This window comes from Curtobacterium sp. VKM Ac-2861 (assembly GCF_013204965.1).
Lineage (GTDB): Bacteria > Actinomycetota > Actinomycetes > Actinomycetales > Microbacteriaceae > Curtobacterium.
On the sequence record NZ_JABMLA010000001.1, the window covers coordinates 128646 to 142920 of the forward strand.

The 14275-nt window shown below is 70.6% G+C and carries 12 protein-coding genes; 8 read left to right on the top strand and 4 right to left on the bottom strand.

The genetic code is table 11. The features are described from left to right. Positions 1–45: 45 nt before the first annotated feature. Positions 46–1941, bottom strand: coding sequence for a long-chain fatty acid--CoA ligase (locus HQQ88_RS00565; protein ID WP_367916956.1), 1896 nt, complete (start codon positions 1939–1941; stop codon positions 46–48). 122 nt (positions 1942–2063) lie between these two features. Here HQQ88_RS00565 and HQQ88_RS00570 point away from each other — a divergent pair, with 122 nt between their 5' ends. From HQQ88_RS00570 to HQQ88_RS00580, 3 genes are all read left to right on the top strand, one after another. Beyond that, positions 2064–3017 carry an ROK family glucokinase gene (locus tag HQQ88_RS00570; protein WP_111085799.1) on the top strand — a complete coding sequence of 318 codons (954 nt, stop codon included), beginning with the start codon at positions 2064–2066 and terminating at the stop codon, positions 3015–3017. A 61-nt stretch (positions 3018–3078) separates the two neighbouring features. Further along, complete coding sequence (locus tag HQQ88_RS00575) at positions 3079–3804, top strand: 1-acyl-sn-glycerol-3-phosphate acyltransferase (protein ID WP_123292455.1); 726 nt, start codon at positions 3079–3081, stop codon at positions 3802–3804. A gap of 93 nt (positions 3805–3897) precedes the next feature. Beyond that, positions 3898–5283, top strand: a complete 1386-nt coding sequence (locus HQQ88_RS00580) for a class II 3-deoxy-7-phosphoheptulonate synthase (protein WP_123340362.1) — start codon at positions 3898–3900, stop codon at positions 5281–5283. Between the two features lie 308 nt (positions 5284–5591). Here HQQ88_RS00580 and pknB read toward each other — a convergent pair whose 3' ends face one another. After that, positions 5592–7658 (bottom strand): Stk1 family PASTA domain-containing Ser/Thr kinase, encoded by a 2067-nt coding sequence (pknB, locus tag HQQ88_RS00585; protein ID WP_173168357.1) that lies wholly within the window; start codon positions 7656–7658, stop codon positions 5592–5594. Between the two features lie 82 nt (positions 7659–7740). Then, positions 7741–9048 carry a LysM peptidoglycan-binding domain-containing protein gene (locus HQQ88_RS00590; RefSeq protein ID WP_173168358.1) on the bottom strand — a complete coding sequence of 436 codons (1308 nt, stop codon included), beginning with the start codon at positions 9046–9048 and terminating at the stop codon, positions 7741–7743. A 171-nt stretch (positions 9049–9219) separates the two neighbouring features. Here HQQ88_RS00590 and HQQ88_RS00595 point away from each other — a divergent pair, with 171 nt between their 5' ends. Beyond that, the gene (locus HQQ88_RS00595; protein ID WP_111085815.1) at positions 9220–9576 is read left to right on the top strand and encodes an Rv2175c family DNA-binding protein; all 357 of its coding nucleotides are present in this window, start codon (positions 9220–9222) and stop codon (positions 9574–9576) included. A 70-nt stretch (positions 9577–9646) separates the two neighbouring features. Here HQQ88_RS00595 and HQQ88_RS00600 read toward each other — a convergent pair whose 3' ends face one another. Beyond that, the gene (locus HQQ88_RS00600; protein WP_235036036.1) at positions 9647–10744 is read right to left on the bottom strand and encodes a polyprenyl synthetase family protein; all 1098 of its coding nucleotides are present in this window, start codon (positions 10742–10744) and stop codon (positions 9647–9649) included. Between the two features lie 131 nt (positions 10745–10875). Here HQQ88_RS00600 and HQQ88_RS00605 point away from each other — a divergent pair, with 131 nt between their 5' ends. The 4 genes from HQQ88_RS00605 to HQQ88_RS00620 all read left to right on the top strand — a co-directional run bounded on the left by HQQ88_RS00605 (position 10876) and on the right by HQQ88_RS00620 (position 14233). Beyond that, positions 10876–11277 (top strand): DUF3040 domain-containing protein, encoded by a 402-nt coding sequence (locus HQQ88_RS00605; RefSeq protein WP_123292458.1) that lies wholly within the window; start codon positions 10876–10878, stop codon positions 11275–11277. A gap of 734 nt (positions 11278–12011) precedes the next feature. Then, complete coding sequence (gene mraZ / locus HQQ88_RS00610; protein ID WP_071254530.1) at positions 12012–12443, top strand: division/cell wall cluster transcriptional repressor MraZ; 432 nt, start codon at positions 12012–12014, stop codon at positions 12441–12443. A gap of 106 nt (positions 12444–12549) precedes the next feature. After that, positions 12550–13515 (top strand): 16S rRNA (cytosine(1402)-N(4))-methyltransferase RsmH, encoded by a 966-nt coding sequence (rsmH, locus tag HQQ88_RS00615; RefSeq protein WP_123292832.1) that lies wholly within the window; start codon positions 12550–12552, stop codon positions 13513–13515. Position 13516: 1 nt separating this feature from the next. Beyond that, positions 13517–14233, top strand: a complete 717-nt coding sequence (locus tag HQQ88_RS00620) for a hypothetical protein (RefSeq protein ID WP_173168359.1) — start codon at positions 13517–13519, stop codon at positions 14231–14233. The last annotated feature ends 42 nt before the right edge of the window (positions 14234–14275 follow it).

The window sequence follows — 14275 nt, forward strand, 5'->3', positions numbered from 1 at the left end:
ACCTGGTACGCCCGAAACGCCTCGGTACGCCGAGACGATGGGGCGCTACGCGCGGCGCGCGCGACGCTCCTCGATGACGGGCGTCGCGGTCGTCTGCACCTTCGACCCCGAGTAGATGTGGTCGATGTCGGCCGCGAAGTCGCGCAGGATGACCGACCGCTTGATCGTCAGCTTCGGCGTCAGGTGTCCGGACCCCTCCGTCAGCTCGGTGTCCAGGATCGTGAACGACCGGACCGACTCGGCTCGTGAGACCCGGCCGTTCGCGGTGTCGATCGCCTCTTGCACGGCGGTGAGCACGCGTTCGTCGTACGCAGCCTCGTGCGCGGAGAGCGCCGGCGTGATCCCGCGGCTCTCGCACCACCCCGGGAGCATCTCGCGGTCGAGCGTGACGAGGGCAGCGATGAAGGGCTTGCCCTCGCCGACGACCACGACCTGCCCGATGAGCGGGTGTTCGCGGACGCCGTCCTCGAGCGGTGCCGGTGCGACGTTCTTGCCACTCGCGGTGACGATGAGTTCCTTGGCGCGTCCGGTCACCGTCAAGATGCCGTCGTTGTCGAGCCGTCCGAGGTCGCCCGTGCGGAACCAGCCGTCGTCCGTGAACGCCCGCTCGGTGGCCTCGTCGTTCCGCCAGTAGCGGTCGAACACGTCGACGCCGCGGATCAGGATCTCCTGGTCGTCGGCGATCCGGATCTCGACCCCGGGGAGTGCCGGGCCGACCGTCCCGATGCGCAGGTCCGCCGCACGGTTCACGGTCGCGGGGGCCGTCGTCTCGGTGAGTCCGTAGCCCTCGAGGATGAGCACGCCGATCGACCGGAAGAAGTGCGACAGCCGCGGCGAGAGCGGCGCCGAGCCACTGACCGCGTACTCCGTGCGGCCACCGAGGGCGTTCCGCAGCTTTGCGTAGACGAGCTTGTCGAACAGCTTGAACTTCAGGCCGAGCACGAGCGGGACCCGACCGGCGGCCAAGGCCTCGGAGTGGGCGACCGCGGTGTCCGCCGCGGCCCGGAAGACCTTCCCCTTGCCGCCGAGGTCGGCCTTCTGCTCGGAGGCGTTGTAGATCTTCTCGAACACCCGGGGGACCGCCAGCAGGAAGGACGGCTTGAACGACGACACGGCGTGCATGAGGTCCTTCGTGTCCGGCTCGTGGCCGACCAGTACCCCGGCCGACACGGACATCGCCGCGATGAAGCGGGCGAACACGTGGGCCATCGGGATGAAGAGCAGGGTCGAGGCGCCGTCCGCGACGACCTCGGGCATCGCGACACTGGCGTTCTCGACCGTCGCGGTGAAGTTGTCGTGCCGCAGGACGCACCCCTTCGGGCGTCCGGTCGACCCGGAGGTGTAGATGATCGTCGCGTCGTCGTGGCCGTGCACCGATGCCGTCCGCGCGTCGAGTTCGTCGTCGGTGACGTCCTCGCCGAGCCGGGTCAGGTCGTCGAGTCCGCCGCCGTCGATCGTCCAGTGCTGCCCGAGGTGCGGCAGGTCCGGGGCGATCGAGGCGACCCGACGCGCGTGCTCCTCCTGCTCGACGACGATCGCGACGGCCTCGGAGTCGGAGAGGATCCACCGGACCTGGTCGGGGGAGCTCGTCTCGTAGACGGGCACGGAGACCAGGCCCGCCGTCCACACCGCGAAGTCGACGAGGGTCCACTCCAGGCGGGTGCGGGACAGGATCGCGACGTGGGCGCCGGGCTCGAGGCCGGCGGCGACGAAGCCCTTCGCGATGCCGCGGACCCGTGCGAGCACCTCGCCGGCGGTGATCGTCGTCCACGTGTCGCCGTGGCGCTGGGCCAGGATCGGACGCGACGGCGTCAGACGGGCGCGGTCGCCGAGCAGCCGCGCTGCGGAGCCGTGGTCAGGAGCGACGGGGCCGCTCGTCGGACGCGAGGCGTGCCTCCCGGTCGGGACCTGACTGGCGCGTTCGGGTCGCTGATCGTTCACGGTGACTCCCTTGTCTGCCGGTTCGATTCGAGGGCGCCTCATCCTGCGAGGCGACACAGTCAGCATAGGACGCGTCACCGGGCGTTCCGTGAGTTCGCGGTGAACCGGTAGGCTCTTGGACCGTGCACGCCATCGGAATCGACATCGGGGGCACCAAGATCGCGGGAGCGGTCGTGACGGAACTCGGCGAGATCATCGCCGAGGACCGCGTGGCCACCAACGCTGCGGACCCGAACGCCATGCTCGACGACGTCGTCTCGATGGTCGAGCGACTCAGCTCAGGACACGAGGTCGGCGCGGTCGGCGTCGCGGCCCCGGGCTTCATCGACGCCTCGCAGTCGATCGTCTACTACACGCCGAACATCCGGTGGCGGAACGAGCCCCTGCGCCAGAAGCTGCAGCAGCGCCTCGGCGACCTGCACATCACGGTCGACAACGACGCGAACGCCGCCGGGTGGGCCGAGTTCCGCTTCGGCGCCGGCCGGCTCGTCTCCGACATGACGATGCTGACCATCGGCACCGGTGTGGGCGGCGCCATCGTGACCGAGGACCGCCTGTTCCGCGGTGGGTTCGGCACCGGCGGCGAGATCGGTCACCTGCGCATCGTGCCGAACGGTCTGCCGTGCGGCTGCGGCGCGCGTGGCTGCATCGAGCAGTACGGTTCCGGCCGTGCCCTGCAGCGGATGGCGAACGACGTCGCCGACGCCGGCGGCATCGGATCCGCGCTGGCCGACGCGCGCGAAGCCAACGGCGGCGAGCTCGACGGACACATCGTGGGCGACCTGATCCTGGCCGACGACCCGGGTGCCCTCGCGGCGCTCCGTCGCCTCGGCCGTCACCTCGGTGAGGCCTGCGCCTCGCTGTCCGCGGTGCTCGACCCGCAGCTGTTCGTGTTCGGCGGCGGCGTCGCCAGCGCGGGCGACCGGCTGCTCGACCCGATCAAGCAGGCGTACCTCAACAACCTGCCGGCCCGTGGCTACCACCCCGAGCCGGACTTCGTGATCGCCGAGCTGGTGAACGACGCCGGAGTCGTCGGCGCCGCCGACCTGGCCCGCATCCACGCCCGCACGGCGTAACCGCGTACCGGCCCGCACGGCGTAGGGTCGCTCAGGCCCACCCCACCACCTGGAGTCGTCGATGACCTACTGGCTGCTGAAGAACTTCCTGCTCGGCCCGCTCATCCTCACCCTGTTCCGCCCGTGGGTGGTCGGCCGCGAGAACGTCCCCGCCAAGGGCCCGGTCATCTTCGCGTCCAACCACATCTCCTTCATCGACTCGGTGATCCTGCCGGCCGTGCTCGACCGGCGGCTGTCCTTCCTGGCGAAGAGCGACTACTTCACCGGGCGTGGACTCAAGGGCTGGGCGACGAAGACGTTCTTCAACGCCATCGGCCAGCTGCCGATCGACCGCTCCGGTGGCAAGGCGTCCGAGGCGTCGCTCCGCACCGGCCTGCAGGTCCTGGCCCGCGGCGAGCAGCTCGGCATCTACCCGGAGGGCACCCGCAGCCCCGACGGCAAGCTCTACCGCGGTCGCACCGGCATCGCGCGGATGATCCTCGAGGGCCGGGTGCTCGTCGTCCCCGTCGCCATGGTCGGCACGCGTGAGGTGCAGCAGATCGGGCAGCGCTTCCCGAAGATCAAGCGCGTCGGCGTGGTGTTCGGCAAGCCGCTCGACTTCTCGCGCTTCCAGGGATTCGAGACCGACCGGTTCATCCTGCGCAGCGTCACCGACGAGGTCATGCACGAGCTCGCGGGGCTGAGCCGTCAGGAGTACGTCGACGTCTACGCGACGAGCGTCAAGGAACGCGCGAGCTCCGCACGCGAGGCAGTCATGCGGGAACGGAAGTCGTCGCCCGCACGTTAGGCTCTGATGGTCCCGGCACTCCGCCAGGACGCCCGTTCTGCCGCCTTCCGGCGGCCAGGCGGGCCGCCCGCACAGAACACCGAGGTAACGCCCTTGTTCGAGTCGACCGACTTCGTCGCCCTGCAGGATCCGGACGTCATCGAGGGCCTCGACTATTGGCGCACCCTCCCCATCAAGCAGCAGCCCACGTGGCCCGACGCCGCAGCGGCCGAGGCCGCCTCGGCCGAGATCGCCACGCTGCCGCCCCTCGTCTTCGCGGGCGAGGTCGACAAGCTCCGCGAGCGGCTCGCCGCCGCCGCACAGGGCAAGGCGTTCCTGCTGCAGGGCGGTGACTGCGCCGAGACCTTCGCCGGCGCGACCGCCGACTCCATCCGCGACCGCGTCAAGACGATCCTGCAGATGGCCGTCGTCCTGACCTACGGTGCGTCGATGCCCGTCATCAAGATGGGTCGCATGGCCGGGCAGTTCGCCAAGCCGCGCTCGAGCGACTTCGAGACCCGCGGCGACGTCACGCTGCCCGCCTACCGCGGCGACATCGTGAACGGCTACGACTTCACGCCGGAGAGCCGGACGGCCGACCCGCGCCGCCTGGTGCAGGGGTACCACACGGCCGCGTCGACGCTGAACCTCGTCCGCGCCTTCACGCAGGGTGGCTTCGCCGACCTGCGTCAGGTGCACTCGTGGAACAAGGGCTTCGCGTCGAACCCGGCGAACGCCCGGTACGAGCACCTCGCCAAGGAGATCGACCGCGCGATCCGCTTCATGGACGCCTGCGGTGCCGACTTCGAAGCGCTCAAGCACGTCGAGTTCTACGCGTCGCACGAGGGTCTGCTCATGGACTACGAGCGCCCGATGACCCGCATCGACTCGCGCTCCGGTCTGGCCTACGACACGTCCGGCCACTTCATCTGGATCGGGGAGCGCACGCGTGACCTCGACGGTGCCCACGTGGACTTCCTGTCGCGGGTGCGGAACCCGATCGGCGTGAAGCTCGGCCCGACCACGAGCGTCGACGACATGAAGGCCCTGGTCGACAAGCTCGACCCGAACCGCGAGCCCGGCCGCCTGACGTTCATCACGCGCATGGGTGCCGGCAAGATCCGCGACGAGCTGCCCAAGTTGCTCGAGGCGATCAAGGGCATGGACGCCAACCCGCTGTGGGTCACCGACCCGATGCACGGCAACGGCCTGACCACGCCCACGGGCTACAAGACCCGTCGGTTCGACGACGTCGTGGACGAGGTCCTCGGCTTCTTCGAGGCGCACCGGCAGGTCGGCACCTACCCGGGCGGCATGCACGTCGAGCTCACCGGTGACGACGTCACGGAGTGCCTCGGCGGGTCGGAGCACATCGACGAGGCCACCCTCGCCACCCGCTACGAGTCGCTGTGCGACCCGCGGCTGAACCACATGCAGTCGCTCGAGCTCGCGTTCCTCGTGGCCGAGGAGCTCGGCGCGCACCCGCACGTGCGCGCGTAGCGCGCAGCGCTCGGGTCAGTCCCGCCAGAGCGACAGAACCCCGCGAACTGTTCGCGGGGTTCTGTCGCTTCCGCGTGCCGGACGGGAGGCCCGTGGCGGCCCTGCCCCGCGCCTCCCGTCCGCCGTGCCGGTTGCGTCCACCCCGCGCCCCGCGACGCGTTCTCCGCGCCGGTCCGCGAAAGCGACAGTGTGCCGCCGATGTTCGGCGGCACACTGTCGCTTTCGCGGGACCGTCGGCGACGCCGAGCGGACAGGTGTCGCTTCGGCGGACCGGACCGGACCGGACCGGACCGGGCGAGCGCGACCGCCTACTGGTCGTAGGAGAGCGTCACCGTGTCGCCGCGGTACACCGTGGCTCCGGGGCCCGGGTCGGTGCCGGTCACCGGCAGCGACGACTTCCAGTCGTAGAACCCGCACAGGATGTTCGTGCAGTCGGGCACGGAGACCTTGAGCCCGAGGCCCTCGAGCGTCGCGGTGGCCTCGTTGATGGTCGAGCCGACGACGCCGTCCTCGGGCAGGGTGATCGGCGTCGGGCCCTTCGACACGACGACGTCGATCGCGGTGCCGCGCACGGCGGGGGAGTCCTGCACCTCTGCGGAGACGATCTGTCCGGAGGGAACGTCCTCGCTGAACTCCTCGGTGCGGGCTCCGAGGATGAGGCCGACCGCGTCGAGCTCCGTGGAGGCCTGGTCGACGGTCTTCCCGACGACGTCCGGCACGGCGCCGAGGGACACCGTGAGCGTGACCGGGCCGGTCTCGCCGTAGGCCTTGACCGACGTCAGGTCGAGCGCCTTGCCGCCGGACGCGCGGCCGGTCGCCGCGATGACGGTGTCCTTCGCGGCGTCCGCCGAGAACTCGTACCGGTTGTCCTGCAGCTCGAAGTCGTCGTCGAGCGCGGCGGTGACGGTGGAGATCGGCTGCCCGACGATCGTCGGCAGCGCGATCATCTTCGGCCCGTTCGACACGACGAGCTGCACCGACGTGCCCTTCTGCACCTCGCGCTTCGCGGCCGGCTTGGTGATGGACACCTGTCCCTTCGCGACGACGGCGTCGAACCGGGTTCCGGTCTTCGACGCCGCGTGCAGGCCCTGGGCTTCGAGCAGCTGCCGGGCCTGCGAGACCGACTTGCCCGTCACTTCGGGGATGCGCACGTTGCCACCCGGCCCCGGCCCGAAGTACCAGCCGAAGCCCGCGCCGATGAGCAGGAGCACGACGAAGACCGACAGTGCGATCCAGCCGCGCTTGCGACGCTTCGCGGAGAGGTCGGCCAGGCGCTGTCCCGCGGGTGAGAGCACCCCGGGCTGCGCGCCCGTCCGGCGCGGGCCCGGACCGGTGTTGCGGTTCCGGGTCGTGGGACGCCCGCGGTCGGGGCTGTCGATGATCGCCGTGGCATCGGTGGCCGCCGGTGCGTCGGCGGCAGCAGCACGGGCACCAGCGGCAGCAGCACCGACACCGGCAGCGGTCCCGCCGCCGGACGGCAGGATGGCGGTCGCGTTCTCGGGCCGCAGCACGGCGGTCCGGTACTGGCCCGTGGCACGCTGCTGGTTGCCCGCCATGTGGTCGAGCATCTCGCGGGCATCGCGCGGGCGGTCCTCGGGGTCGCGGGCGGTCGACCAGGCGACGAGTTCGTCGAGCTCGGGCGGGACGCCGGACACCGCGGCACTCGGGACGGGCACCGTGTCGTTCGCGTGCTGGTAGGCGATCTGCATCGGCTGCTCGCCCTTGTAGGGCTGCTCGCCGGTGAGCATCTCGTAGAGCATGATGCCGAGCGCGTAGATGTCGCTGCGCGAGTCGGCGGCGCCACGGGTGACGAGCTCGGGGGAGAGGTACGCGATCGTGCCGAGCAGGGCGGCCCCGGTCGCGGTGTTCGCCGTCGTCGCCCGGGCCAGGCCGAAGTCGCCGAGCTTGATGCGGCCGTCGTCGGCGAGCAGGACGTTCTCGGGCTTCAGGTCGCGGTGCACGATGCCGGCGCGGTGAGCCGACGCGAGGCCCGCCAACACCGCGCGCAGGATGTCGGTCGCCTGCTCGGGCGTCAGGGCGTGGTGCTCCTGCAGCAGGTCCCGCAGCGTGATGCCCGGGATGTACTCCATGACGATGTACGCGGTGTCGTCCTCGGCGCCCTGGTCGTAGACGCCGACCAGGTTCGGGTGGGACAGCCGCGCGGCGGACCTCGCCTCTTGGATGAAGCGCTCACGGAAGGCCTGGTCGTCGGCCAGGTGTCCGTGCATGATCTTGATCGCGACGCGTCGCTCGAGGCGGACGTCGGTCGCGAGGTACACGGTCGCCATGCCCCCGCGCGCGATGCGGGAGCGGACGCGGTACCGCTGATCGATCATGCGACCGATCATCGGATCCGTGGCGGCGTTGGTGGTCATCGGCGGCATTCTACGAATCGAGACTGCACGACACCGCACCGGCGCACCGGTCGTGACCCAATCTCGATCTTCCGGATGAGACTCAGAGGGTGGCCAGCCAGCCCTGGGCGGCGCTCGCCCAGTTGGCGTAGGCCTTGGGGTAGGCGGAGAGCTGCACGGCCTGGGCGGCGTCGGTGATGCTCATCGACGACCACCCGGGCACGTCGAGCAGCCCGCGGGTCTTGCCGACGTTCGGGTTGCTGCGACCGCCGAAGAACAGCTTCGTCGCGTACGCGGGGTCCTGCAGCTTCGCCGCGCTGCCCCAGCCCTGGCTCGGCCGCTGCTGGAACAGGCCGACCGAGTCGCGGTCGCCGTGGGGCAGGTTGCGCAGGCTCGACTCCTGCATCGCGGCGGCCAGCGCCACCACGATGCCGCGGTCGGACACCCCGAGGGAGCGGCCGACGGCGACGATGGTGGCCGCGTTCTGGCGCTGCTCGGCACTCAGTCCGACGGCGGCGCTCACCGCGGCACGCGACGGCGCGGCGGCGGTCGTCGCAGCAGTGCTCGACGACGGGATGACGAGGGTCTTGCCCGCGTAGATCGTGCTCGTGTAGGTCAGGCCGTTCGCCGACAGCAGCGAGGCGACGGAGACGTGGTGGGACGCAGCGATCGAGCCGATCGTGTCGCCCGAGGAGATCTTCACACTCGACTTCGACGAGCCCGAGGAGCCCGACGAACCGGACGACGCTGCGGCCGTGGACACCGAGCCGCCACCGGACGAGCCGTGCGGCACCCGGAGCGTCTGACCGGGGTAGATCACGCTGCGCTGCGAGAGCTTGTTGGCGCTGAGGAGCGCCGTGGTCGACACACCGACCCGCGACGCGATGCCGGACACGGTGTCGCCCGACTTCACGTGGTAGCTCGAGGTGCTCGACCCCGACCCGGACGTCGATCCGACGCTCGTGGTCGTGCGCGCCGTGGTCACCGCGGGCGTCGACGCCAGGTGCAGCGTCTGCCCTGGGTGGATGATCGTGTTCCAGCCGAGGCCGTTCCGTACCAGGACCTCCTGCGCCGACAGGCCGAACCGGGCGGCGATGCCCGAGACCGTGTCGCCCTGACGGACGGTGTAGGTCGTGGGGGCGGCTGCCTTCGTCGTCGCGGCGACCGTCGTGACGACGGTCTGCGACGGACGTGCGACCGCGGTGCCGAAGACCGGACGGTTGCCGACGTTGCGGTCCTGGTCGACGTGACGCTTGTGGTTCGAGTCCGGGTCGTCGTGTCGCGGTTCGGCGTGCGCGATGGGGCCGGTCAGGCCGGCGGTCACCGCGATCGTGCCCGCGAGGACGATGGGCATGGTCGCGAACCGGGCGGATCGTGCGCGCCGGGCGGCTTCGTCTGCAGCGTTGTCCACGGTTTCTCCTGATCTCGACTGTCCCGTGCGCGTGCATGCGCGCACTCACAGGTGGCACAACGCTGGCATGGTGTGATTCCCAAGTCAACCAGAGAGCCGGATGTGGTGCGTGTGACGAATGTGACGAACGGTGCGTACTCACTCGGTGCCCCGCTCTGGCACCATGGGCGTGTGAGTGCTGCACCCGTCGACGACCTCTCCCTCTCCGAGCGCTGGCTGACCGTCCCCGAACTGGTGGACCTGTTCAGCACCAGCCCCGGCCGGATCCACCGCCTGTTCGAGGAGAAGACCCTGCTGGCGGCCCGCGTCGGTGGTGTCCTGCGCGTGCCGAGCGAGTTCCTCGAGGACCGCGAGCCCATGCCCGAGCTGCGCGGCACCCTGACCGTGCTCAGCGACAACGGCTTCACCGACGACGAGGCGGTCCGCTGGATGCTCACCGTCGACGACTCGATGGGCGTCTCGCCCATCGCGGCGCTGCGCGCCGGTCGCAAGGCCGAGGTGCGTCGCGTGGCCCAGTCGCTGCTCTAGACGCGTTCCGAGCAGACGGGAGGCCCGGTGCCAGCTGGCACCGGGCCTCCCGTCTGTCCTGGTGTCGCGTCTAGGACGACCGGCGGCTGACCGTGTCGGCCAGCGACGCGAGCTGCTCGCGTGCCGACGGCGTCAACGGCGACGCGTCGAGCGCCGCCTTCGCACGCTGCACGTGCCGGTCGATGGAACGCTCGACCGCGGCGACCGCACCGGACTCGGTGAGGGTGGCGCGGAGCATCTGCACCTGCTCCTCGTCGAGGTCGGGGTCGCCGAGGAGCTCGTCGAGCAGCTGCCGCGGGCCACTGGCCAGGGCCTTGCGCGCCGAGGCGATGAGCACGGTCCGCTTGCCCTCGCGCAGGTCGTCGCCGGCGGGCTTGCCGGTGACCTCGGGGTCACCGAACACGCCGAGCATGTCGTCGCGCAGCTGGTAGGCGACGCCGAGGGGGAGCCCGAAGGCGCGGAGACCCTCGAGCTGCGAGTCGCTCGCGCCGGCCACCAGCGCGCCGATGACGAGCGGTGCCTCGATCGAGTACTTCGCGGACTTGAAGACGATGACGCGCTGGGCGCGGAGCAGGTGCTCGGACTCGTCGATGACGGGCCAGGCGGTCTCTTCGTGCACGTCGAGGTACTGGCCCGCGGTGACGTCGAGGCGCATCGCGTGGAACTCCTGGCGCACGATGCGGGCGCGCACCGGGTCGAGGAGCGCGAGGCCCTCGTCGAACACCGAGTCGCTGAGGGACAGCAGCAGGTCGCCGAGCAGCAGTGCCGAGTTCGTGCCGTACTGCCCGCGGTCGCCGACGAAGCCGGACTCCTGGTGGAGGGACTCGAACCGGCGGTGTGCTGCGGGACGCCCACGGCGGGTGTCCGAGCGGTCCATGATGTCGTCGTGCACGAGCGCCGCTGCGTGGAAGACCTCGAGCGCTGCGGCGACCGTGACGATCGCCTCGGCCGTGGTCTGGCGGGAGCCCTCCGCGAGCGGGTCGAACGAGCCCGAACGGCCCGCCACCGACTGCCATCCCCAGTAGCAGAACAGCGCTCGGAAGCGCTTACCGCCGGACAGCAGATCTCGGGCGTACAGGTCGAACGGGGCGAGATCGGGGCTGATCGCGAGGAGCCGTTCACGCTGCTCGTCGAGTGCCCGGTCGATACGCGCCGATACGAGGTCCACTAATCGCGTACTCTCAGCCACAGTCCCTACCCTAGTGGAGCGGTTGGGACATAGAATCGGTCCACTCAACCGAGTGTTTTCCAGCCCGGTTGTTCAACCCCGCGTCGATCCCAGGAACAGAGGGAACCAAGATGCCGCTCTCGGAACAGGAGCAGCGCCTTCTCGAAGAGATGGAGCGCAGCCTCTACCAGAACGATTCCGATTTCGTGGCGCGTGTCACACGTCGACAGGGTCGTCCGACGTACACAGCCATCACGCTCGGAGTGCTCGGTGCACTCGCGGGCGTCGCGATCGTGATCGTCGGTCTCGTGATCAAGGCCCCGCTGCTGGGCATCCTCGGCTTCGTCGTGATGCTCGCCGGTGTCCTCTTCGCGTTGCGCCCGGGCATGCGTGCCCCGAAGGCGAAGCCCGCTCGGCCGGGTGCTCCGGCGTCCGGTGGTTCGGCTCGTCCGGCCAACGGCGGCGGTGGCGGCGGGTCCTTCATGGACCGCATGAACGACCGCTGGGACAAGCGGAACGACCAGGGGCAGTAGCAGCCCTCCACACTCCTCCCTCGTGACGGGGCCGGCCTTCGGGCTGGCCCCGTTTCGCGTTCCCGGGGCGGGCAGGATCGGGCGGGGCAGGTTCGTGTGCGCGCGAGTGGTCACGACATGCCGCGCGGTGGTTGCCCGGGGGCCACGAACTGTCGGATGTGGTCCGCGCGAGCGACGGTTCGTGACCACTCGGCGTCGGGGCGGCAGCGCGTCGTGACCGTGCGCTGACCGGCGGCCTGCCGTGGTGGCGCCGACCGCTGGCCCACGTGAGCAACGTGGCGGAGGTGGGGTGGGCCTCCAGGCCGGGGGTGAACCGTCGCCGCGTGTGCGCGCGAGTGGTCACGACATGCCGCGCGGTGGTTGCCCGGGGGCCACGAACTGTCGGCTGCGGTCCGCGCGAGCGACGGTTCGTGACCACTCGGCGTCGCGGCGGCAGTACGTCGTGACCGTGCGCTGACCGGCGGCTGGCCGTGGTGGAGCCGACCGTGAGCCTCGGCGCGCCACGGGACGCTCCACTGGCTGCGAAAGTCCTCCACTTTCCTCCACGGCCGCCACACCCGCCCGGATCCCCGGCACGACGGGCATCCGCCGCAGCTGTGCGGCTCCTAAAGCTGCCGAAACGGCCCCAAAAGGGGTGCCACGGGGCGAAAAGGGAGCGGAATCCTGGCCGGGGGGAGAGCAGTGGAGTAAAGTGGGGCTTGCAACGGTCCGGTGGAGCGGAGGGGAGGCCCGACGTGCTGCTCGGTACTCATGCCCCGAAGCTCGACGAGAAGGGTCGCGTGATCCTCCCCGCCAAGTTCCGGGACGAACTGTCCGGGGGACTCGTGATGACCCGCGGCCAGGAACGCTGCGTCGTGGTCTTCAGCGCCCGGACGTTCGAGGAACTCCACGAGCGCATCCGGACCGCACCGATGACGTCGAAGCGCACCAGGGACTACATGCGCCTGTTCCTCTCGGGGGCCAGCGCTGAACAGCCCGACAAGCAGAACCGCGTGACGATCCCGCAGAACCTCCGTGAGTACGCGGGGCTCGAGCGGGACCTGACGGTCATCGGCAGCGGTGACCGTGCCGAGATCTGGTCGACCACCGCGTGGGAGGCCTACTACGCCGAAGCCGAAGAGGCGTTCGCCGACAACGACGAGGAGGTGATCCCGGGGATCTTCTGATCCGTGGATCGGGACTCCCAGCCGTGAAGCCCTGACATCACTTCCCCGATGTCAGGTCGCATGGATGGGGATCCGGACCCGCGGCCCGGAAGACGAGGGGCTGCACATGGCCGACAACGACAACGGGACACCACGCTTCCCGCACACGCCGGTGATGCTCGAGCGCATCGTCGACCTGTTCACGCCGACGCTCGACGGACCGGGCAAGGTCGTCGTCGACGCCACGCTCGGCATGGGCGGACACTCCGAGGGGCTGCTCGAGCGGTTCCCGGACCTGACGCTGATCGGTCTCGACCGTGACACCGACGCCCTCGGCATCGCGGGGGAGCGCCTGGCCCGCTTCGGCGACCGCGTCCGCCTGGTGCACACCGTGTACGACGGCATCGTCGACGCGATCGAGGGCGAGGGCTTCCGTCAGGTCGACGGCGTGCTGTTCGACCTCGGGGTCAGCTCGCTGCAGCTCGACCGGGCCGAGCGCGGCTTCGCGTACAGCCAGGACGCCCCGCTCGACATGCGCATGGACCGGACCGAGGGGCAGACCGCCGCCGACGTCCTGGCCACCTACGACGAGGGCGAGCTGCGCCGCATCTTCCAGCGCTACGGCGAGGAGAAGCTCGCCGGCCGCTACGCCCGGGCCATCGTCGACCGCCGCGCGAGCGTGCCGTTCGAGATGTCAGGCGACCTGGTGCAGGTCCTCCACGACGCGACCCCGGTCGCGATCCAGCGCCAGGGCCACCCCGCGAAGCGCGTGTTCCAAGCGCTGCGCATCGAGGTGAACGCCGAACTCAGCGTCCTCGAGCGCGCGATCCCGGCGGCGCTCGACGCCATCGCGGTCGGCGGTCGCATCGTCGTCGAGTCGTACCAGTCGCTCGAGGACCGCATCGTCAAGCGGGCACTGGTGGCGCGCACGAAGTCGAGTGCCCCCGCCGGGCTGCCGGTCGAGCTCCCCGAGCACGCCCCCACCTTCTCCCTGATCGTCAAGGGCGCCGAGCTGGCCGACGAGGCCGAGCGCGCCGCCAACCCCCGAGCAACACCCGTGCGTTTGCGCGCGGCCGAGCGGATCCGGAAGTGACATGAGCACGAACCTCGCACTCGTCGACCCCGCCGTCGTCCCGTCCCGCGCCCCGCGCCCGGACCGCCAGAACCGACCGGAGCTCGTCGAGGTCACACCGACCGCGGCCCAGCGCCGTGCACGGCCCCGCATCGGCTACGCCGTCACCGCGGTCGTCGCGCTCGGCATCCTGCTGCTCGCCCAGCTCGGCATCAGCATGGTGCTCAGCCAGGGGGCCTACACGCTGAGCGCGCTCGGCACGGAGCAGACGAACCTCTCCCGCACGCAGCAGTCGCTCTCCGAGGAACTCCGGGTGCTCGACTCGCCGCAGAACCTGGCCCGCAACGCGCAGTCCCTCGGGATGATCGCGAACTCCACGCCGGTGTACCTCGACCCCAAGACGGGCCGGGTGTACGGCACGCCGACGCCCGCGGTCGCCGACCCGGCCACGGCGAGTACGGAGAACCAGGTGCCGAACTCCCTGCTGAACGACGTCCCCCTCGCCGCGAAGCAGGGCGACACGTCGACGAGCAAGGAGACGGGCTCGACCACCGGCAGCGCCAGCACCGCCGGCAGCGCCGACGCGAAGGCCGATGACGCCGCCGACAGCGCGACGAGCAGCACGGCCGGCAGCGCCGCGTCTGAGAAGACGAGCGGCGCCAGCGCGTCGGACGGGGGTTCCTCGAAGTCCTCCGTAGAGTCCGACGCGAACCAGCTCCAGGCGCCCTCCACCCGGTGACCTGCGGGTCTGAACCACCCTCAGCACCATCCGGGAAGGACC